Raw genomic sequence first — 21,118 nt, forward strand, 5'->3', positions numbered from 1 at the left:
GGTCGTCCTCCGGCGTCAGAAGCCCAGGCGCCCCAGCAGCTTCGGGTCGCGCTGCCACTCCTTGGCGACCTTCACCCGGATGGAGAGGAACACGCGGCGGCCCAGCAGACGCTCGATCTGCTCGCGGGAGACGGCTCCCACCTCGCGCAGGCGCTGGCCGCCCTTGCCGATGATGATGCCCTTCTGACTGTCGCGCTCCACGAAGACGTTGGCGTAGATGTCGATCAGCGAGCCGTCCTCGCGCTCGACCATGTCGTCGAGCGTCACGGCGAGGGAGTGCGGCAGCTCGTCCGAGACGCCCTCGAGGGCGGCCTCGCGGATGAACTCGGCGATCCGCGAGGACAGGTCCTCGTCGGTCACCGCCTCCTCCGGGTAGAGGGCGGGCGAGACCGGCATCAGGCGCAGGAGCTCGACGGCCAGGACGTCCAGCTGCTCCTCGGTCACGGCCGAGATCGGCACGATCGTGTCCCACTCGCGCAGCTCCGAGACGGCGAGCAGCTGCTTCGCCACGGACTTCTTCGAGGAGAGGTCGACCTTCGAGACGATCGCGACCTTCCGGGCGCGCGGGAAGGAGTCGAGCTGCTCGTTGATGAAGCGGTCTCCCGGGCCGATCGGCTCGTCCGCGGGGAACAGCATCCCGATGACGTCGACGTCGCCGAGGGTCGAGGTGACGAGCGAGTTCAGCCGCTCTCCGAGGAGCGTGCGCGGCCGGTGGATGCCGGGGGTGTCGACGACGATCAGCTGGCCGTCGGTGCGGTGCACCACGCCGCGGATAGCGCGCCGCGTGGTCTGGGGCTTCGAGCTCGTGATGGCGATCTTCTCGCCGACGAGGGCGTTCGTGAGCGTCGACTTGCCCACGTTCGGGCGGCCGACGAAGGACACGAAGCCCGCCCGGTAGGGAGCGGCGGCGGGAGTGGTGTCGGTCATCGTGCGTCCTCGTGCTGATCGCCCGTGGCTCCGCGGGTGGGAGCCGTGCTCGGGCTGGGGGTGGTGGTGCCGCCGTCCGCGATGATCGCGACGGGGCCGGTGCCGGGCTCGCCGGCGGTGTCCAGATCGGGATCGCGGCGGACGATCACCGTGGAGATGGTCCCACGGCGCGGGTCCGCCTGCTCGGCCTCGAGCAGCACTCCGCCGATCCGCGCCGTCGCGCCGCGCTCGGGGAGGCGCCCGTAGGCCTTGGTCAGCAGTCCGCCGACCGAGTCGACGTCGTCGTCCTCGAGGTCGAGCTCGAACAGCTCGCCGAGCTCGTCCACCGGCAGGCGCGCCGAGACGCGGTAGACCCCGGGCGCCGTCTCCTCGAAGAGGTCGACCTCGCGGTCGTACTCGTCGGAGATGTCGCCGACGAGCTCCTCGATCAGGTCCTCGAGCGTCACCAGGCCCGCGATGCCGCCGTACTCGTCGACCACCATCGCGAGGTGGTTGGACTCGAGCTGCATCTGGCGGAGCAGCTCGTCGGCCTTCTTCGACTCGGGCACGAACAGCGCGGGGCGCGCGAGATCGGCGACCGTGTCGTCGTCGTCCGGCCGCTCGTAGGTGTGCCGGGCCACGTCGCGCAGGTAGAGCACGCCGAGGACGTCGTCGACGCCGTCACCGATGACGGGGAGCCGGGAGATGCCGCGGCTCAAAAGGAGCCCCATGCCGGCGCCGACGGAGGAGGTCGCCTCGATCGTCACCATGTCGGTGCGGGGCACCATCACCTCGCGGACGAAGGTGTCGTTGAACTCGAAGATCGAGTGGATCAGCTCGCGGTCGTCCTGCTCGAGCACGTCCTGCTCGGTCGCCTCGTCGACCATGCTGAGCAGCTGCTCCTCGGAGGAGAACCCCGCCGAGCGCCCGGTCCCCGGCGTCACCCGGTTGCCGAGAGCCACGAGCCCGTGCGCGACCGGACCCAGCGCGAGCCGGAGCACGTGCACGAGCGAGGCGCTGGTGGACAGGACCGCACGCGCGTTCGCGCGCCCGACGCTGCGGGGGCTGGAGCCGACCAGGACGAACGAGACCGCCGCCATGATCAGGACCGCCAGCAGGAGCGCGAGCCAGAGCTGCGGGACCTCGACGACCAGCACCGTGGTGACGAACACCGCGGCCGTCGTCTCGGCCGCGATCCGCGAGAAGTTGACGACGTTGACGTGGGCGCTCATGTCGCCCGCGATCGCGCGGAGAGCGCGGGCGCTGCGGGAGTGCTGGGCCATGTCGAGCAGGTCGCTGCGCGAGAGGACACCGAGTGCGGCGTCGGTCGCGGCGAACCAGCCGCCGACGGCGACGAGCGCGAGGGCGGCGATGAGGAGCTGGAGAGTGGGCACGGCGCGCTCTAGCGGCGTCGCTCGCTGATGTGGAAGCCGACCAGGATGTCGCGCTGGATGCCGAACATCTCGCGCTCCTCCTCCGGCTCGGCGTGATCGAAGCCGAGCAGGTGCAGGAGCCCGTGGGCGGTCAGCAGCTGCAGCTCGTCGAGCACGGAGTGGCCGGCCGACTCGGCCTGGGACTGCGCGACCTGCGGGCAGAGCACGATGTCGCCGAGGAGCCCCGCGGGGGTCTGCTCGTCCTCGGTCCCGGGACGCAGCTCGTCCATCGGGAAGCTGAGCACGTCGGTCGGCCCCGGCTCGTCCATCCACTGCACGTGCAGCTGCTCCATCGCGCCCTCGTCGACCAGCACGATCGCGAGCTCGGCGTCGGGGTGCACGTGGAGCGAGTCGAGCGCGTAGCCGGCGAGGCGCAGCAGGGCGGCCTCGTCGACGGGGACGCTCGACTCGTTGTTGATCTCGATGCTCACGGGGGCGGGTCTTCCTTCGGTTCGGGAGGGGCGGGCGGGCTCAGCCGCGCGGAGGCTGGCGGTCGCCGGGCGGGCGGGCGGCCTGGCCGCGGCGCTCGGCTCGGTTCGCGAACTCCCGGGCCTGCTCGCGCTCGAAGTGCTGCGCCTGCTTCTGCTGGTCGTACTCGGTGTACGCGTCCACGATGCGGCCGACCAGGCTGTGGCGCACCACGTCCTCGCTGGTCAGGCGCGAGAAGTGGATGTCGTCGATGCCGTCGAGCACGCGCGTCACGAGGCGGAGTCCGCTCGCGCCGGTCGGCAGGTCGACCTGGGTGATGTCGCCGGTGACGACCATCTTGGAGCCGAAGCCGAGGCGGGTGAGGAACATCTTCATCTGCTCGGGCGTCGTGTTCTGCGCCTCGTCGAGCACGACGAACGAGTTGTTGAGCGTGCGCCCGCGCATGTAGGCGAGCGGTGCGACCTCGATCGTGCCGGCCGCGAGCAGCTTCGGGACGATCTCGGGGTCCATCATCTCGTTCAGCGCGTCGTAGAGCGGGCGCAGGTACGGGTCGATCTTGTCGGTGAGCGAGCCTGGCAGGTAGCCCAGCCGCTCCCCCGCCTCGACCGCCGGGCGGGTCAGGATGATCCGCTCGACCTCCTTGCGCTGCAGCGACTGCACGGCCTTCGCCATCGCCAGGTAGGTCTTGCCGGTTCCGGCCGGGCCGATGCCGAAGACGATGGTGTTCTGATCGACCGCGTCGACGTACTCGCGCTGCCCGAGCGTCTTGGGCCTCACGCTCCGTCCGCGCGCCGTGAGGATGGCCTGGCCGAACGCCTCGGCCGGGCTCACCGGCCCGCCGTTCTGCAGGATGCGGGCGGACTCGCGCACGCCCTCCGGGTCGAGATCGTGCCCGCTCGCGGTCATGCGCACCAGTTCTTCCACCAGGCGCGTCGCCGCGGCGACGGGCTCGCGCTCGCCGTCGAGCGTCACCTCGTTGCCGCGCACGTGCACCCGGACATCGGGGAATCGTCCTTCGACCGCTCGGATGAGGCGGTCCTGGGGTCCGAGGAGGCGCACCATCGCGACTCCGTCGACGGCGACGACGCGCCGCGTCGTCTCGGACGCGTCCGCGCCGGGGGCGGGACGCTCGTCGGGGCTCGCGCCCGTGTTCTCAACCGGTGGCAAGGGAGCCTTCCGTCTGGTGGCCGCCCAGGACGTGGGCGTGCACGTGGAACACGGTCTGGCCCGCCTCTTCGCCGGAGTTGAAGACGAGGCGGAACTGACCGTTGCTGTGGGCGTCGGCGAGCGACTGGGCGACCTGCACCATCTCGGCGAGCAGGGCGGGATCGGCGGCGGCGAGGGCGGCGACCGTGGCGTGCTCCTGGGTCTTCGGGAAGACGAGGAGGTGGACGGGCGCCTTCGGCTCGATGTCGGTGATCGCGAGGATGCGCTCGTTCTCGAACACCACATCGGCCGGGATCTCGCCCTGGACGATGCGCGTGAAGACGGTGGGTTCGCTCATGCACTCATCTTAAACGGGGCCCGTGCGCGACGGGCGCCGCGTTCGCCCACGGCACCCTGCTCCGGCGCCCCGAGGCGGCTGTGGAGGAGCGTCACCAGCGGCCCAGGCGGGCCGAGAGGACGGCGATGGCAGCGGGACCTGCGGTCGAGGTGCGCAGGACGGAGTCGCCGAGCGCGACGGCCTCGGCACCCGCCTCCGCGAGCAGCCGCAGCTCCTCCGGAGCGATGCCGCCCTCGGGCCCGACGACGAGCACCAGGTCGCGTCCGTCCGGGACCACCTGGGAGAGCCGCGCCTGCGCCGAGGGCTCGAGGACCAGCACGCGGGACGTCGCGGCGCGCGCGACGAGACCGCGCACCTGCTCGAGCGGCGCGACCTCGGGCACCCGGGGGCGCAGCGACTGCTTGCTCGCCTCGCGCACGATGGCCCGCCAGCGCTCGCGCCCCTTCTCCTCCTTCGGGCCCGACCACCGCGAGATCGACCGCGCGGCCTGCCACGGGACGACCTCGTCCACCCCGAGCTCGGTCGCCGCCTGCACGGCGAGCTCGTCGCGGTCGCCCTTCGCGAGGGCCTGCACGAGGACAAGACGCGGGGACGGAACCGGGGACTCCTGCACCGACTCCACGACGAGCACCACTCGCGCCGGCTCCGCGCTCTCGACGACCGCGGTCGCGACGAGTCCGCGCCCGTCACCGACCCGGACGCTCTCGCCCGCGCGGATCCGGCTGACGGTCGCGGCGTGCCGTGCCTCCGCGCCGGTGAGCGCGAGCCGGCCCCCGACGACGAAGCCCTCGGAGTCCAGCGACTCGTCGATGTAGTGGTGCGCCACGGGCTCAGCCCAGGAAGCGGTCGCGGAGCTTCGAGAAGAGGCCCTGCTGGAAGTGGGTCAGCGCGGGCTTCTGCGGCTTGTAGTGCTTCGCGAGCTCCTGGACCAGCTCCCGCTCGCGGTGGCCCAGCTTCGTCGGAGTGACGACCTGGATGCCGATGCGGAGGTCGCCGCGTCCGCTGCCCCGCAGGCGCGTGACTCCGCGTCCCTTGATCGTGACGATCTCGGTGCTCTGCGTGCCCGGCTTGATCTCGATCTCGATGTCGCCGTCGAGCGCCTTGAGCGACGCCGTGGAGCCGAGGATCGCGTCCGTCATCTGCACCTCGAGGGTGCAGAGCAGGTCGTCGCCGTTGCGGCTGAAGACGTCGTGGTGCTTGACCTTGATCTCGAGGTACAGGTCGCCGTTGGGGCCGCCGGCCGGGCCGACCTCGCCGCTGCCGGGCATCTGCAGGCGCAGGCCCGTGTCGACTCCCGCGGGGACGTCGACGGGGATGGTGCGGCGGGCGCGGACGCGTCCCTGGCCCTGGCAGGTGGAGCAGGGGGTCGCGATGACGGTGCCGTAGCCGCGGCAGGTGCCGCAGGGGCTGGCCGTCATCACGTTGCCCAGGAGCGAGCGGACGGTGCGCTGGATCTGGCCCGAGCCGTGGCAGATGTCGCAGGTCACCGGCGAGGTGCCGGGCTGGCAGCACGAGCCCTGGCACGTCTCGCAGAGCACCGCCGTGTCGACCTCGAGGTCGCGGTGGGTGCCGAAGATGACCTCGTCGAGCGAGACCTCCACGCGCAGCAGGGCGTCCTGGCCGCGCTCGCGGCGGGAGCGCGGGCCGCGGGACGAGCCCTGCGCGCCCTGCCCGAAGAAGGTCTCGAAGATGTCGCCGAACCCGCCGAAGCCCTGGGCACCGCCGCCGAAGCCCTCCTGGGGCCCGCGGTCGTACTGCGCCCGCTGCTGGGCGTCGCTCAGGACGTCGTAGGCGTGCGTGACGAGCTTGAAGCGCTCGGAGGCGTCCGCGCTCGGGTTGACGTCGGGGTGCAGCTCGCGGGCGAGTCGGCGGTACGCCTTCTTGATCTCGTCGGCGGAGGCGTCGCGGTCGACGCCCAGCACTTCGTAGTGATCGGCCACAGGTGGCTTCGTCCTTCGTTCGTGGGTCGGTGGGCCGGGCACGGCGCACCGGGGGGATCCGGCGGGGGCCGGGAGGTCGGGCCTACTCCTCGCCGAGGAGGCGGGAGAGGTAGCGGGCGACGGCGCGCACCGCGGTGATGTTGCCGGAGTAGTCCATCCGGATCGGGCCGAGCACGCCCAGGCGCGAGACCTGGCCGCCCGCGGTGTTGTACCCGCTCGTGAGCACCGAGGTCTCCTGCAGCCCGAACGGCGCGTTCTCGCGGCCGATGCGCACCGAGATGCCCCGGGGGTCCGGGGTCATCTCGGCGAAGAGGCGCAGCAGCTCCACCTGCTCCTCGATCGCCTCGAGCACGGGGTAGATGCTGCCCGAGAAGTCCTCCTCGGTGCGGACGAGGTTCGCGGCGCCGGCCATGACCAGGCGGTCCTGCCGGTTGGCGCCGACCTGCTCGAGCAGGGTCTGCACGATCGGCGTCAGCACGTGGCGCCGCTCGGGGCTGAAGCGCTCCGCGACGGAGCCGAGCGTCTCGGCCGCCTGCTGGAGCCCGAGGCCCAGCACGGCCGTGTTCAGCTTCGCGCGGATCTCGCCGAGGAGCGCGTCGTCCACGTCCTCCGGGGTCTCGAGCACGCGCTGGTCGACCCGGCCGGTGTCGGTGATCAGCACCGACAGGAGGCGGCGGGGAGCGAGGGCGACGAGCTCCACGTGGCGCAGCCGCGCGGCTCCGAACGACGGGTACTGCACGAGCGCGACGCTGTTGGTGAGCTGCGAGAGCAGGCGGACGGTCTTGACCAGCACCTCGTCGAGGTCCGGGCTCTGCCCGAGGAACGTCTCGATCGCCTGGCGCTGCGCGGAGGTGAGCGGGCGCAGGTCGGCGAGCTGGTCGACGAAGAGGCGGTAGCCCTTGTCGGTCGGCACGCGGCCGGACGAGGTGTGCGGAGCCGCGATCAGCTCCTCCTCCTCCAGCTGGGCCATCTCGTTGCGGATGGTGGCGGCCGAGACGCCGAACGCGTGGCGCTCGACGATCGACTTGGAGCCCACCGGCTCCCGGTTCGCCACGTAGTCCTGCACGATCACGCGCAGGACCTGGAGACCGCGCTCCGTGACCATACGACCGACCTCCCGCCGGACTCCGAGTGCCCGCGGGCACGACCGTCTGCGGCGCTGACGCCGCGCGGAGCCTGGCACTCCGCAACTCTGAGTGCCAATCATAACCGGGAGGCGGACCGCCCGGCGGGGTTGCGCCGGGATCGGCCGGGGTGCACTCCTGCAGGGCCGCGGGGAGGAGCCCCGTCATCCCCGAGGAGGAGGTCCTGCGCGGCCCGGTGCGGAGGGAGTCGCCGCATGCCACGATGGACGCCGAGCGCACGGGGGACGCCCGTCGCCGCCGCCGGAACGGAGACCATCATGTCGGCCACCCCTCCCCCGCCCCCCGTCTACGGGACCCCGGCTCCGCCGCTGAACCCGGCGGACGAGAAGACCTGGGCGATCGTCACGCACGTGACCGGCATCTTCTTCAGCTTCCTGCCCTCGCTGATCGTCTTCCTGGTCTTCAAGGGGCGCGGACCGTTCCTCGAGGCGCACGCCAAGACGGCCCTCAACTTCCACCTGACGACGCTGATCGCCTACGTCGCCGGGACGATCCTGTCCTTCGTCCTCGTCGGCTTCATCGTGTTCCTGGTCGTGCCGATCCTGGTGATCGTCTTCGCGATCATCGCCTCGGTGCGCGCCAGCGCGGGCGAGTACTACACGTACCCGCTCAGCATCCCGTTCTTCAAGTAGCCGCGGAACCGGGGCGGCCGTGCGTCGGCCGCCCCGGGATCCGGCCTCAGCCGTCGGTGAGACGGCGCACGACCGCGTCGGCCAGCAGACGGCCGCGCAGGGTCAGCACGATCCGGCCGCCGAGCGCCGCCCGGCCGTCGACGAGGCCGTCGGCGATGAGCCCCGCCACCTCGCTGCGCCGAGCGGCGTCGATCGCGTCGATGGGCAGGCCGTCCGCCAGGCGCGAGCGCAGCAGCACGTCCTCCACCCGCCGCGTCCCCGCGTCGAGCGTCTCCCGCCCGGCGGCGGGCGAGGCCCCGGTGCTCAGCCGGTCGGCGTAGGCCGCCGGGTGCTTCACGTTCCACCAGCGCACGCCTCCGACGTGGCTGTGCGCGCCGGGACCGACGCCCCACCAGTCGTGGCCGAGCCAGTACGAGAGGTTGTGCCGGGAGCGGTGGGCTGCGTCGCGCGCCCAGTTGCTGACCTCGTACCAGGAGTACCCGGCCGCGGCCAGGCGCGCGTCGGCGAGCTCGTACATGTCGGCGGTGAGGTCGTCGTCCGGGGTCGCGACCTCGCCGCGGCGGATCTGCCGGGCGAGCTTCGTGCCGTCCTCCACGATCAGGGCGTAGGCCGAGAGGTGGTCCGGCCGGTTGGCGAGCGCGGAGTCGAGCGACCGCTCCCAGTCGGCCAGGGACTCCCCCGGCGTGCCGTAGATGAGGTCGAGGCTGACCTGCAGGCCGGCCTCCCTCGCCCACTCGACCACGAGCGGGACCCGCTCCGGGTCGTGGGTGCGCTCGAGCGTGGCGAGGACGTGCGGCACGGCCGACTGCATCCCGAAGCTGACGCGGGTGAAGCCCGCCTCGGCCAGCGCGCGGAGGTAGGCGGCGTCGACGGAGTCCGGGTTCGCCTCGGTGGTGATCTCGGCGTCGGGCGCGACCCCGAAGTGGGTGCGGAGACCGTCCAGCATCCGCACCAGGTCGCCGGCGGGCAGGAGGGTGGGCGTCCCGCCGCCGAAGAAGACCGTGCGGGCGGGGCGCCGGGGCAGGCCCGCGCGCTCGAGTACCTCGGCGCCGAGAGCCATCTCGGTGATCGCCTCGTCGGCGTAGTCCTGCTGCTTCGCCCCGCGGAGCTCGGTCGCCGTGTAGGTGTTGAAGTCGCAGTACCCGCAGCGGACCCGGCAGAACGGCACGTGCACGTAGAGGCCGAGGTCGCGCTGCTCCACGCCCTCGACGACGGACGCGGGCAGTCCGCCGTCGAGCGGAGCAGGATCGGCGATCGGGAGGGCGCTCCCCACGTCAGCTGACGCGCGCCGGCAGCAGCGCGCGCAGGTACTTGGCGACCTGGCGCTTCTGCACGGCGCGCAGCACCGGCGCGCCCAGGCGGTAGAGGCGGGTGGAGGGACGCGAGAAGACCCGGATGACGAGCCAGACCGAGTCGTCCGCGCGCTTCTCGACGACGAAGGACTCCTCGCCGCTCTCGGGGTGGCCCTCGAGGGTGCCGTAGGCGAAGCCGACCTGGTCGGGCTCGTCGACGACGTAGACCACGCGGACCGGGGCGTCGAAGACGCGGCCGAGCAGGGTCACGCGGAGCACGGCGGTCACGCCGGCGGTGATGTAGGGGGTGCCGTCGGGAGCGAAATGCTCCTCCGTCGGCCGGCTGACGAGGTCGATCGGGGTGCCCGCGGCGTCGAAGTTGACGCCGGTGTACTGCACGCCGCTCCCGCTGGTGATGTCGGTCACCTCGATGCCGCTGCCGCGCTGCACGCCCCAGGTCATCAGGGAGGCGGTGGTGATGGCGAAGCGCTCGTCGCCCGAGCCGAGACGGGCCTCGAAGCGCTCGGCCGTGAAGCCGTCCGGCGGGTACTCGAGCAGGTCGGGTGCCAGAGTGCCGCCGACCGCCGCGTAGGTGACCTGCGGCTGGCCCTCGAAGTTGGAGCGGCGGATGCTCACGTCCCGACCTTCTTCCCGGACTCCTCGAGCGCGGCGCGCGTCGAGTCCGCGTGCCGGGTGGTGCTGTCCATCCGACCCAGCGTATCCGACCGTCGGCGCCCCGAGCCGGGAACGACCGAGGGCCCTCCCCCGCCGGAGCGGGAGGAGGGCCCTCGTCGTGGTGCGGGTCGGGTCAGCTGCAGGGAGTCAGCTTCTGGACGGCCGGCGACAGGGTGCCGGTGCCGCCGAGGAGGACGACGCGCGTCGCTCCGCCGGCCTTGATGTCCTGCAGCACCTTGACCGGCACGCAGGTCGGGGGCACGGCGAAGAGGGGGCTCCCCGTGCGCCCGGCGGCCGCGGCTCCGGCCAGGGCGTCGGGGAAGTTCTCTCCGGTGGCCAGGAACACGGTCTTCGACCCGCGGGGGAAGGCCGCCCGGTTGAGCTGCTCCGAGGTGTCGTAGCGGTCGACCCCGCCGATGCGGGTGACGACCGGTCCGGCCGGCACCGTGAGGGAGTTCTGGATGCCGGCGCTGACCGACAGCTCGGAGCCCGCGATGGTGAGCACCGGAGGCCGGAGCCGCGTCAGGATCCCGACAGTGGTCGGGTCGGCCGCCGGGAGGCCGCCGTTCACGAGGACGACGGGGGCCGAGTTCTTGCCCGCTGCGGCGGTGGCGCTGAGCGCGTCGGGGAACTTCTCGCCGGTCGCGAGCCAGGCCCCCTTCGGCGAGCCGCCTCCGAAGGCGCTCTCGATGATCTTCCGCGACGTGTCGTAGCGGTCGGTGCCTCCGAGGCGGAAGACCCTCCCGTTCGCGTACTGGCCGAGGTCGGTGGCGAGAGCGTCGCTGACGCTGAGGTCGGAGCCGACGACGACGATCCGCTGGGGCTTGAGACGGGTGAGCTCGTCGCGGACGACCTGGCTCACCGAGTCGCGGTCGACCAGGAGGAGCGGGCCGCCCTGCTTCGCGGCGGCGGGACCGGCGCTGAGCGCGTCGGGGAAGTTCGCGCCGGTGGCGATGTAGACGACGGGGACGCCGGGGGTGTCGAAGGTCGCCTTCGAGATCTCGACGGCGGTGCCCTGGCGGTCGGTGCCCGCGAGGCGGACGACCTCCGGGCCGGTGCCCGGCGTCGGCGTCGGGGTGGTGGTCGACGGGACGACGCGCAGCGGCGCGCGCACGATGACGCCGGTGCCGGAAGGCTGCTCCCCGCCGCGGCTGAGTCCCTTCACCTCGACCGACGGGGCGCCGAGCGGCGTCGTGTCGCTGAAGTTGAGGTAGCGGTCGAAGAACTCCTGGGTCGGACGGATCGCGATGCCCCGTCCGCCCTCGACGACCGTGGGGGCGGCCTTCAGGCGGCCACCGTCCTCCGTTCCGACCGTGGCGCTGAGGCCCGCGAGGTCGAAGAAGCCGGGGACACCGGAGTCGAGGACGATGACGTCGCCCGCGCCGGCCTCGGTGACGGTGCCGCCGCCGGCCCAGAATTCGCCGCCGGCGCGCTCGGAGGAGGTGGACGTCGACAGGTCGAGGTCGGCCTCCGCGGACCCGCTCGCAGCAGTCACCTGGAGGGCGGCGGAGAGGGCGAGGACGAAGCCGGTCCGGTCGACGCCGGCCGGAGCGTACGCGTCGTCCGCCTCGTCCTCGGCGCCGTTCAGGAGGAGCGAGAGCGAGGTGCCGCCGAAGGAGCCGGCGGCGCGTCCGATCGGGATCTGGATCGAGTTGGTGGCGGTGTCGACGACGGATTCGCCGCTCTCGAGGTCCGTCGCGGTGCTCCCCAGCTGCCACGTCACGACCCGGTAGCCGGGGTGCGACCACTCGGTGAAGGTGTCGGGAGCGGTGGAGTCGGGCAGCTCGACGGTCAGCGTGGTCGCGTCTGCGGCCACCGGAAGCGGCACGTCGGTGCCGAACCGGGCGTTGTCCGACCAGGAGTACGGCGCGGGCGCGACCGGGATCACCTTGTTCGCCGCGGAGGCCGGCCCTGCCGCCACCAGCGATCCCGCTGCGACGGCCGCGATGCTCGCGAGCGCCGCCCCCGTCCTGATCCAGCGCTTCCTCGTGCTCGTAGGCACCACGGACTACCACCCTTCGTCATGGTGGAGGACCGGTCGTCGACGCTGCAGCCCCCCGTGCGGATCGATACCGATCCACGGCCGCGTCCTGGCGTCCGAAAGCTATCGGTCCGCTGTGAGGCGCCGCAATCCCCGCGGACACGATGTCCCGGACGGGGGGTGCGTCAACCGTCCGGGAGGGGGGACAGGCGCCGACGACGGGGCTCGCGCTACTTCTTGTCCTTCGTCTCGACGTCGCCCGAGAGCGCGGCGATGAACGCCTCCTGGGGGACCTCGACGCGGCCGACCATCTTCATCCGCTTCTTGCCCTCCTTCTGCTTCTCGAGGAGCTTGCGCTTGCGGGTGATGTCGCCGCCGTAGCACTTGGCCAGGACGTCCTTGCGCATCGCGCTGATCGACTCGCGGGCGATGATCCGGGCGCCGATGGCGGCCTGGATCGGCACCTCGAACTGCTGCCGCGGGATCAGCTTGCGCAGGCGTCCCGTCATCAGCACGCCGTAGGCGTAGGCCTTCTCCCGGTGCACGATCGCGCTGAACGCGTCGACCTGCTCGCCCTGCAGCAGGATGTCGACCTTCACGAGGTCGGCCTCCTGCGAGCCGGCGGGCTCGTAGTCGAGCGAGGCGTAGCCGGCGGTCTTGGACTTGAGGTTGTCGAAGAAGTCGAAGACGATCTCGCCGAGGGGCATGTGGTAGCGGATCTCGACCCGGTCCTCGCCCAGGTACTCCATGCCGATCAGGGTCCCGCGGCGGCTCTGGCAGAGCTCCATGATCGTGCCGACGTAGTCCTTCGGCGCGAGGATCGCGGCCTTGACGATCGGCTCCGTGACGGCGGCGATCTTGCCGACGGGGAACTCGCTCGGGTTCGTGACGGTGACGGTCTTCTTGTCCTCCGTCGAGACCTCGTAGATGACCGAGGGCGCCGTGGTGATGAGGTCGAGACCGAACTCGCGCTGCAGGCGCTCGGTGATGATCTCGAGGTGCAGGAGGCCGAGGAAGCCGCAGCGGAAGCCGAAGCCGAGCGCCACCGACGTCTCGGGCTCGTAGACGAGCGCCGCGTCCGAGAGCTTGAGCTTGTCGAGGGCCTCGCGCAGGTCCGGGTAGTCGCTGCCGTCGATCGGGTACAGGCCCGAGAAGACCATCGGGAGCGGCTCGGTGTAGCCGGGCAGCGCCTGCGTCGCGGGCTTGGACGCCGTGGTGACGGTGTCGCCGACCTTCGACTGGCGCACGTCCTTCACACCGGTGATCAGGTAGCCCACCTCGCCGACCGCGAGACCCTGCGTCGCGACGGGCTCGGGGCTCGACACGCCGATCTCGAGGATCTCGTGCGTGGCGCGGGTCGACATCATCTGGATCTTCTCGCGCGGCGAGAGCTTGCCGTCGATCATCCGGACGTAGGTGACGACCCCGCGGTAGGCGTCGTACACGGAGTCGAAGATCATGGCGCGCGCAGGCGCGGAGGGGTCGCCGACGGGCGGCGGGATGAGCTCGGTGACGCGGTCGAGCAGCGCCTCGACGCCCATGCCGGTCTTGCCGGAGACGCGGAGGACGTCGTCCGGGTCGCCGCCGATGAGGCTCGCGAGCTCCTTCGCGTACTTCTCGGGATCCGCGGCCGGCAGGTCGATCTTGTTGAGGACCGGGATGATCGTGAGGTCGTTCTCGAGCGCGAGGTAGAGGTTCGCGAGCGTCTGGGCCTCGATGCCCTGCGCCGCGTCGACCAGGAGGATCGCGCCCTCGCAGGCCGCCAGCGAGCGGCTGACCTCGTAGGAGAAGTCGACGTGGCCCGGAGTGTCGATCATGTTCAGGGCGAACGTGCGCCCGTCGCGCTCCCACGGCATCCGCACGGCCTGCGACTTGATCGTGATGCCGCGCTCGCGCTCGATGTCCATGCGGTCGAGGTACTGCGCGCGCATCGCCCGGTCCTCGACGACACCCGTGATGCCGAGCATCCGGTCGGCGAGGGTGGACTTGCCGTGGTCGATGTGGGCGATGATGCAGAAGTTGCGGATGGACGCCGGATCGGTCGCGGCGGGCTCGAGCCCGGAGTGTGCACGTGGAGACATCGTGGGACCAGTGTCCCATGCCCGGCGGCGGAGGCCGGGACCGGCGGCTACAGATCGAGTCCGTAGGTGCGGGTGGGCTCGACGCCGGGCGGGTTCTCCCGCTCGCCGAGGCGGACGAAGCCCATGCTCTCGTAGAGGGCGTGCGCGGTGGTCATCAGCGTGCCGCTGTTCATCACGACCCGCTGGAGGCCCCGCTCGGCGGCGAGCATCACGACGAACTCCGTGAGCAGCCGCCCGAGACCCCGCCCGCGTGCCTCCGGGGCGACGGCGAGCAGCCGCCAGTCCAGCTCGCCGGGGCGGCCGAGCTCGTACAGGTTCGCGCCCGGGCGCGCAGTGGTGACCGTGGCGAGGATCCGCCCGTCGCCCTCGACGGCGACCCAGACCTCGCCCTCGACGTCGTGCCGGGCGACCGCTGCGACGTCGGCGGCGTACTCCTCCCCCAGCTCGTAGTCGTGGGCGTAGGCGGCGAGCCGCAGGCGCGAGACCTCGTCGTACTCCTGGGCCCGGACGCGCCGGACCAGCACCTCGGCAGCGCTCATCCGCGCACCGGGGCCGGGAGGGCGCGCAGCCCGTGCTCGAGCGCGGCGGGATCCGCGGCGAGGCAGACGCGGATCCAGCCCTCGCCGGTGCGGCCGAAGGCGCTGCCGGGAGCGACGGCGACGAGGGTCTCGAGGAGGAACGACTCGACCCAGGAGGCGACGTCCCCTCCGGTCGCGTGCGCCATGTCGATCCACAGGTAGAACGCGCCCTCGGGCTCGCGGTAGGCGATCCCCCGCTCGTCGAGCACACCCGTCGCGAGCCGCAGGTTGGCGAGGTAGTGGTCGGAGGCGGCGGCCACCGCGTCCTGCGGCCCGGTCAGAGCGGCGAGGGCGGCGCGCTGGTCCGGAGTGGCGACGCAGCTGATCGCCGCCTCCTGCACCGTGACCATGATCGACGTGAAGCCGGGAGGCGTCACGAGGTAGCCGACGCGGACGCCGGTCATCGCGTAGGTCTTCGAGAAGGAGAAGACGCTGAGGACGCGGTCGGCGTCGTCCCCGCGCTCCTGCGCGATCGCCGCGAGGCTCACGTGCGGGCGCCCGTAGGTGAAGTACTCGTAGACCTCGTCGCTGAGCACCCACAGGTCGTGGCGCCGGGCGATGTCGAGCAGGCGCTCGAGGACCTCCCTCGGGAACACCACGCCGAGCGGGTTGGACGGACTGTTGACGATCAGGACGCGGGTCCGGTCCGTGATCAGGCGCTCGACCTCCTCGGGATCGGGGAGGAAGGCGTTCTCGGCGCGCAGCGTGTACGGCACGGGCACGGCGCCGATGGTCCGCGCGTTGGTCGTGAAGACGGTGTAGCCCGGGTCGGGGATGAGCACCTCGTCGCCGGGCCCGAGAAGGAGCGTCATCGCCTGGTGCAGCGCCTGCGTGGCGCCGACGGTCACCCAGACCTGCTCGACGTCCGCCTCGATGCCGTTGTCGCGCGCCAGCTTCTCCACGATGGCCCGCCGGAGCTCGGGGACGCCGCCGTTGGGCCCGTAGCGGGTGTCGTCGGCCGCCCACGCCGCTCGGGCCGCCTCGATGATGTGCGGCGCGGTCGGCACGTCGGGCTCGCCCACCGCGAGGAGGGTGACTCCGTCGAGCCGCAGCGCGATCTCGAACAGGTGGCGGATGCCCGAGGGCGGCACCGCGGAGAGGTGATCGGCGAGACGGGGCACCGGCGTCACGTTACCGGCGGGCCCGGACCGCGAGACGCCACGGCGGTCCGCCTCCCCCGGCGTGTCGCCCCGGCGGGCCCGACCCGGACGGCGCCGCACCCGCGGGCGCGGCGCGGTTGAAGGGTGACGACGGGTGCGCTAAAGTTCCTTGTTGGCTTGCGCTCCCCCTCCGGACACCCGGCAGGCGTGGAGTGATCAGAAGCCGGCGACCTCCAGTCGCACCGCAGGGCGTTCAGACGCCCGCGGAAGGGGCACTCCGTCGAGTAGCCGGCTGCACACACGCACATCCGAGAAGAAGGTAATCCACGTGGCAAACATCAAGTCGCAGATCAAGCGCAACCTCACCAACAAGAAGGCGAACGAGCGCAACAAGGCCGTCAAGAGCGAGCTGAAGACCGCCATCCGCTCGGTCCACACCGCCATCGCCGCCGGCGACACCGAGAAGGCCGGCACCGCCCTCGCCTTCGCCGCCAAGAAGCTCGACAAGGCCGCCAGCAAGGGCGTCATCCACAAGAACCAGGCCGCGAACCGCAAGTCGGCCATCGCGAAGCAGGTCGCCGCGCTGTAATACTGCGCGAAGCGGAAACGACGAAGGGTCCGGCCTCTGGCCGGGCCCTTCGTCGTTTCCGCTTCGCGGTCGACGGGCTCCTCGTGCCTCGTCGCCCGTCGCGCAGTCGGCTTCCGCGCTTGGTCGCGATGGGAGGAGCGGGTTTCGTTCCGGGTACGACGATCCGCTCGCACGCGGATCGCCGGTGACCCTGCGAGGGCATCGTCCGGCTCTCGATCGGCTGCGGCCCGGTCCGCTACCGCGGAGGGTCGCGGGGGGAGGAGCGGAGAGCGTTTCGGGGTACGACGATCCGCTGACACGCGGATCGCCGGTGACCCGCACCGATCTCGACGGGCTCCTCGTGCCTCGTCGCCCGTCGCGCAGTCGGCTTCCGCGCATCGTTGCGGTGGGAGGAGCGGGTTCCGTTCCGGGTACGACGATCCGCTCGCACACGGATCGCCGGTGACCCTGCGGGGTCGTCGTCCGACTCTTCGTCGGCCGCGGTGCGACCCTGCGAGGGGAGGTGAACCCTTCGCTGCTGGTCGAGCGGCCGCGGAGCGGCGTATCGAGACCCGCCGGGGACGAGGTCGGTGCGGATCGCGGGAGCAGGGCCTTTCGGGCGGGTCAGACGCCCCGGGCGGAGACGACGGAGACCATGCGCTCGAGGGCGTACACGGGGTCGCGGGTAGCGCCCTTCACGTTCGCGTCGGCGTCGGCGACCGTCAGGATCGCGGTGCCGAGGCCCTCGCCGGTCCAGCCCTGCAGGTCGCGCCGGGCCCGGTCCACCTGCCACGGAGCGAGGCCCAGACGCGAGGCGACCTGGCCCGAGCCCTCGCGCGAGCCGGCGACCTTCGCCATGGTCCGCAGCTTGCTCGCGAACGCGGCGACGATCGGTACCGGGTCGGCACCGGAGGCGAGGGCGTGGCGGAGCCCGAGCAGTGCCTCGCCGTGACGGCCCGCGATCGCGGAGTCGGCGACGGTGAAGGCCGTGGTCTCGACGCGGCCGCCGTAGTACTTCGCGACGGTCGCCTCGGTGATCTCGCCGGTGACGTCGGACAGCAGCTGCTGGCACGCCGACGCGAGCTCGTCGAGGTCGTCGGAGAAGGCAGACACCAGGGCTCGGACGGCACCGGTGGTCGCCGTGCGGCCGGCGGTGCGGAACTCGGCGATCGCGAAGTCGACCTTGTCGCTCTCGCGCTTGAGCTCGGCGCAGACGATCTCGATGCCGCCGCCCGTGCCCGAGCGGATGGCGTCGAGGAGCTTCTTGCCCCGGTTGCCGCCGCCGTGGCGGAGCACCAGGGTCGCCCCGTCCGCGGGCGCCGAGAGGTAGTCGAGGGTCTCGAGGAGGAACGCGTCCGTGCACTTCTCGACGTTCGAGACGCGGATGAGGCGGGGCTCGTCGAAGAGGGACGGGCTCGCGAGCGTCAGCAGCTCCCCCGGCGCGTAGCCGCCGGCGTCGATGTCGCTGACCTCGAGGCTCGGATCCTCGGCCCGGAGGAACTCACGGAGGAAGCGCAGCGCGCGGTCGGCGAGGAACTGCTCCGGGCCGGTGATCAGCACGATCGGCGCCGGCCGGGTCTGGTTCCAGGCGAGCTGCGGGATCGCCGCCTTCGAGGGCGCTGCCTTCGCGCGCGCCGGGGCCCTGCCTGCCATGCCGTGTCCTTCCGTGCCGCGCCCGTCCGAGCGCCCTCCACCCTACGGCCCGCTCACGGCGCCGCGAGGCCGCCGCGGAAGCCGTCGCGCCGCTCACCCAGACCGCGATCCCGTCGCTGCGGGACGCGAGCACGACCGTACCCTCGACATCCGACCTCAGCGCCTCGACCCCGCGCTCGGCCAGCAGAGCGAGGAGCGACGGATTCGGATGTCCGTAGTCGTTCTCCGCCCCGACGGAGATCAGCCCGACGCTCGCGCCGAGCGCGTCGTAGAGGGCGGGCGACTGGTCGGCGGAGCCGTGATGCGCGACCTTGACCACGTCGACCCGGCCGACCGGCAGCCGGGAGACGCGTCCCTGCTCCTGCTCGCCGAGGTCGCCCAGGAGCGCGACGGAGAGCGGGCCGCCGCGGGCGTCCGGGCCGATGTCGACCCGGAGGGTCACGCTCGCCTCGTTCCCCCGCAGCGCGCTCCGCCGCTCCGGCCACTCGACCCGCCAGCGCAGCGAGCCGAGCGCGCCGCTGTCGCCGCGGACCGCCTCCTGCACGGCGACCCCCGCGCCGGTGAGCGCCGCCCGGTCGCGCTCGTCGTCGCGGCCCGCGGCGGGCCCGACGAGCGCGGCGTCGGTCCGTCCGAGGACGGCCTGGAGCCCGCCGACGTGGTCGAGGTCGTAGTGCGTCAGCACCAGCAGAGGGATCCGGTCCACCCCCATCAGGCGGAGGCAGGCCTCGAGCGGTGCGGGCTCGGGCCCCGTGTCGACGAGCAGCACGCCCGCGTCTCCGCGGAGGAGGACCGCGTCGCCCTGCCCGACGTCGCACATCGCGACACGCCAGTCCTCGGGAACCGAGGCGGCGCGGAGGAGCGGCGTGGCGACGGTGGTGCCGCCGGCGGCGGCGATCGCGCACGCCAGCCCGACGGCGGCGATCCGGCGCACCCGCGCGAGCCGCGGCGACTGCGTGACCAGCACGAGACCGAGCAGGGTCAGCACGGTGAGCGCGAGCGCTCCTCCCACTCCGGGCCACCAGACGATCCTCGGGGCGGGCCACGAGTCGACGGCGCGGGCGATCGAGGCGATCCACCAGGCGGGGACGGCGGCGAGCCGGATCGCCGCGTCGGCGGCTCCGGGCCACCAGGGGGCGAGCAGGCAGCCGATGAGCCCGAGCCCGGTCGCGGCGGGTGCCGCGGGCTCGGCGAGCAGGTTGGCGAGCACTCCGTACACCGGCACCGACGGGTCCACGAGCAGCAGCACGGGCTGGCAGGCGAGCTGCGCCGCGGTCGGCACCGCGAGCAGCAGGGCGAGAGGCCGGGGCAGCACTCGACCGAGAGCGCCCGCGATCGGCTCGGCGAGCAGCAGGAGTCCGGCGGTGGCGAGGACGGACAGCACGAAGCCGAGCCTCCCCGCGATCGAGGGGTCGGCGGCCACGAGCACGACGACGGTCGCGAGCAGGGCGGGCACGGCCGCTCCGGAGCGACGCCCGAGCCGCGCGAGGAGGACCACCGTCGCCATCAGGGCGGCCCGCACCACGCTCGGCTCGGGGGTCACCAGCACCACGAAGCCGGCGAGCAGGGCGAGGGCGGCGACGGTCCGGAGGCGGCGCCCGGCGCCGAGGAGCGCCGCGATCGTCCAGCCGGCGACCACCACCACGGCGCAGTTGGCGCCCGAGACGGCGGTCAGGTGGGTGAGCGACGCGGTGCGCATCGCCTCCTCGAGCCCCGCGTCGAGCGCGGACGTGTCGCCGGTCGCGAGGCCCGGCAGCAGCCCCGCCACGTCGCCGCCGACCAGCGCCGTGCGCTCGAGGAAGCGCGAGCGCAGCACCTCCGCGACGGCCGCCGCTCCCCCGGGACCGTGCCGGTCCTGAACGGACGCCGCCCTCAGCATCGTCGCCTCGCCGACGGGCCCCTCCTGCGCGGCAGCACGCGCCTCCAGGTCGAGCTCGGCGCCCACCGGCAGCCGACCGCCGGGATCGGCGAGCAGCACGCGGACGGGGGCCGCGGTCGACGCGTCTCCCACCCGCAGCGCCGTCGCGTCGAACCACACTCCCCCGGTCGCGAGCGGTCGGGCACCCGTGTCGACGCGCACGGTGACCGGGGTGAGGGCGCGATCCTCCTGCGCCTCCCGCAGCGACGCCGGGTGGTCACCGGGCGCCGCGGCGACGACGGAGGTGAGGGCGAGGGCGGCACCCGCGCCCGCGACGAGCACCGCTCCGACCAGCCGCCCGCCGAGGCCGCGCCGGAGCAGGACGCACGCCGCCCCGAGGAGCACCCAGCCCGCGGCGCACCACGAGAGGCCCCCGTCGAGCACCGCCGCGACCGGCAGCATCCCGGCCGCCCACGCCGTGGTCCAGGCGGACACCGCTGCCGGCAGGAGCCGCAGGTCCGCCGCCCGCACGCTCCTCACGGCGCGACCTGGTCGCGGAACGCGGCGAGCGTCTTCTCGCCGATCCCGGGGACCTCGAGCAGCTGGTCGACAGAGGAGAACGGGCCGTTCGCCTCCCGGTGGGCGACGATCTTCTTCGCGGTCGCCGGGCCGATCTCGGGCAGCTCCTCCAGCTGAGCCGCCGTCGCCGTGCTCAGGCTCAGCACGGATCCGGCGGCGGAGGCCCCTCCCGGAGCGGATCCGCCCGGAGCCGCTCCCGCCGCGGCCGGCGCCGCTCCCACGGCCGGCACGACGATCTGCTCGCCGTCGACGAGCCTCCGGGCCAGGTTGACCGCCGCGCGCTCCGCCGACTCCTGGAACCCTCCGGCGGCGGCGACCGCGTCCGCCACCCGCGCCTCCGGCGACAGGACGTACAGCCCGGGAGAGGCGACCTCACCGGCCACGTGCACGTACAGCGACTCGACCACCGCAGCAGCGGGCGCGCTCGTCGACACGGCGGGCTCCAGGACCCGCTCATGACCGCTCGACCGCGCTCCCGCGAGCAGCACCGCGACCACCGCGGCGCCGATGACGAGCACGACCGCCGCTCCCACTCCCACGCGCCAGCGCGGGCGGGCGCGGCGGGGCCGCAGCAGCGCCGTCAGCTGCTCGTCGTCCGTCCCGCTGGTCTCTGGCATCCGCCGACGGTAGGACCCGTGTCCCCGCCCGGCGCGGCCGCCGACACCGATCCGGGGACAGCCCGCCGGATCGCCTCCCTGTGGAGGAGAGAGCAGCACCGGCGCAGGACGCACGACGGGGCCCCTCCTGCGAGAGGAGGAGCCCCGTCG

19 protein-coding genes are annotated in these 21,118 nt (G+C 72.9%); 2 read left to right on the forward strand and 17 right to left on the reverse strand.

Going from position 1 to position 21,118, the window contains the following annotated elements; translation table 11 throughout:
* Positions 1-15 precede the first annotated feature (15 nt).
* The 8 genes from era to hrcA form a co-directional block, all read right to left on the reverse strand.
* Positions 16-927, reverse strand: a complete 912-nt coding sequence (era, locus tag GSU40_RS09645; RefSeq protein WP_104223426.1) for a GTPase Era — start codon at positions 925-927, stop codon at positions 16-18.
* Positions 924-2,300: a hemolysin family protein gene (locus tag GSU40_RS09650; RefSeq protein ID WP_104223425.1), complete on the reverse strand. Its 1,377-nt coding sequence runs from the start codon at positions 2,298-2,300 to the stop codon at positions 924-926. The genes era and GSU40_RS09650 overlap by 4 nt, the downstream gene beginning before the upstream one ends.
* 8 nt (positions 2,301-2,308) lie before the next feature.
* Positions 2,309-2,770, reverse strand: coding sequence for an rRNA maturation RNase YbeY (ybeY, locus tag GSU40_RS09655; RefSeq protein ID WP_104223424.1), 462 nt, complete (start codon positions 2,768-2,770; stop codon positions 2,309-2,311).
* A 40-nt stretch (positions 2,771-2,810) separates the two neighbouring features.
* Positions 2,811-3,830, reverse strand: a complete 1,020-nt coding sequence (locus tag GSU40_RS09660; protein ID WP_104225204.1) for a PhoH family protein — start codon at positions 3,828-3,830, stop codon at positions 2,811-2,813.
* A 91-nt stretch (positions 3,831-3,921) separates the two neighbouring features.
* A complete protein-coding gene (locus GSU40_RS09665; protein WP_104225201.1) occupies positions 3,922-4,272 on the reverse strand; it encodes an HIT domain-containing protein in 351 nt (116 codons plus the stop codon).
* A gap of 91 nt (positions 4,273-4,363) precedes the next feature.
* Positions 4,364-5,098, reverse strand: coding sequence for a 16S rRNA (uracil(1498)-N(3))-methyltransferase (locus GSU40_RS09670; protein ID WP_104239705.1), 735 nt, complete (start codon positions 5,096-5,098; stop codon positions 4,364-4,366).
* A 4-nt stretch (positions 5,099-5,102) separates the two neighbouring features.
* The gene (gene dnaJ / locus GSU40_RS09675; RefSeq protein ID WP_104251191.1) at positions 5,103-6,212 is read right to left on the reverse strand and encodes a molecular chaperone DnaJ; all 1,110 of its coding nucleotides are present in this window, start codon (positions 6,210-6,212) and stop codon (positions 5,103-5,105) included.
* A gap of 82 nt (positions 6,213-6,294) precedes the next feature.
* Positions 6,295-7,317: a heat-inducible transcriptional repressor HrcA gene (gene hrcA, locus GSU40_RS09680; protein WP_104223131.1), complete on the reverse strand. Its 1,023-nt coding sequence runs from the start codon at positions 7,315-7,317 to the stop codon at positions 6,295-6,297.
* Positions 7,318-7,551: 234 nt separating this feature from the next.
* On the opposite strand from hrcA, the gene GSU40_RS09685 reads away from it, so the two are divergent.
* On the forward strand, positions 7,552-7,989 hold the full coding sequence (locus GSU40_RS09685; RefSeq protein ID WP_244229439.1) for a DUF4870 domain-containing protein: 438 nt from the start codon (positions 7,552-7,554) through the stop codon (positions 7,987-7,989).
* 46 nt (positions 7,990-8,035) lie between these two features.
* Here GSU40_RS09685 and hemW read toward each other — a convergent pair whose 3' ends face one another.
* From hemW to GSU40_RS09715, 6 genes are all read right to left on the reverse strand, one after another.
* Positions 8,036-9,262 carry a radical SAM family heme chaperone HemW gene (gene hemW, locus GSU40_RS09690; RefSeq protein WP_160034763.1) on the reverse strand — a complete coding sequence of 409 codons (1,227 nt, stop codon included), beginning with the start codon at positions 9,260-9,262 and terminating at the stop codon, positions 8,036-8,038.
* 1 nt (position 9,263) lies between these two features.
* On the reverse strand, positions 9,264-9,917 hold the full coding sequence (locus tag GSU40_RS09695) for a DUF1990 domain-containing protein (RefSeq protein ID WP_244229440.1): 654 nt from the start codon (positions 9,915-9,917) through the stop codon (positions 9,264-9,266).
* 172 nt (positions 9,918-10,089) lie between these two features.
* On the reverse strand, positions 10,090-11,958 hold the full coding sequence (locus GSU40_RS09700; protein ID WP_160034766.1) for a cell wall-binding repeat-containing protein: 1,869 nt from the start codon (positions 11,956-11,958) through the stop codon (positions 10,090-10,092).
* Positions 11,959-12,167: 209 nt separating this feature from the next.
* Complete coding sequence (lepA, locus tag GSU40_RS09705; RefSeq protein WP_104223127.1) at positions 12,168-14,018, reverse strand: translation elongation factor 4; 1,851 nt, start codon at positions 14,016-14,018, stop codon at positions 12,168-12,170.
* Between the two features lie 47 nt (positions 14,019-14,065).
* Positions 14,066-14,557, reverse strand: coding sequence for a GNAT family N-acetyltransferase (locus GSU40_RS09710; protein ID WP_104223126.1), 492 nt, complete (start codon positions 14,555-14,557; stop codon positions 14,066-14,068).
* A complete protein-coding gene (locus GSU40_RS09715) occupies positions 14,554-15,717 on the reverse strand; it encodes an aminotransferase class I/II-fold pyridoxal phosphate-dependent enzyme (RefSeq protein ID WP_104248213.1) in 1,164 nt (387 codons plus the stop codon). Before GSU40_RS09715 ends, GSU40_RS09710 begins: the two co-directional genes overlap by 4 nt.
* Positions 15,718-16,024: 307 nt before the next feature.
* On the opposite strand from GSU40_RS09715, the gene rpsT reads away from it, so the two are divergent.
* The gene (gene rpsT, locus GSU40_RS09720) at positions 16,025-16,285 is read left to right on the forward strand and encodes a 30S ribosomal protein S20 (protein ID WP_097165711.1); all 261 of its coding nucleotides are present in this window, start codon (positions 16,025-16,027) and stop codon (positions 16,283-16,285) included.
* A gap of 603 nt (positions 16,286-16,888) precedes the next feature.
* On the opposite strand, the gene holA is transcribed toward rpsT, so the two are convergent.
* From holA to GSU40_RS09735, 3 genes are read right to left on the reverse strand one after another with little or no spacing between them, the layout of a single operon-like run.
* Positions 16,889-17,866: a DNA polymerase III subunit delta gene (gene holA, locus GSU40_RS17070; protein WP_244229664.1), complete on the reverse strand. Its 978-nt coding sequence runs from the start codon at positions 17,864-17,866 to the stop codon at positions 16,889-16,891.
* Entirely contained in the window at positions 17,766-20,312 is a 2,547-nt protein-coding gene (locus tag GSU40_RS09730; RefSeq protein ID WP_160034769.1) for a ComEC/Rec2 family competence protein, read from the reverse strand. The genes holA and GSU40_RS09730 overlap by 101 nt, the downstream gene beginning before the upstream one ends.
* A complete protein-coding gene (locus GSU40_RS09735) occupies positions 20,309-20,968 on the reverse strand; it encodes a ComEA family DNA-binding protein (protein ID WP_104251142.1) in 660 nt (219 codons plus the stop codon). Before GSU40_RS09735 ends, GSU40_RS09730 begins: the two co-directional genes overlap by 4 nt.
* Between the last annotated feature and the right edge of the window lie 150 nt (positions 20,969-21,118).

Source organism: Rathayibacter sp. VKM Ac-2805 (genome assembly GCF_009834265.1).
GTDB lineage: Bacteria > Actinomycetota > Actinomycetes > Actinomycetales > Microbacteriaceae > Rathayibacter.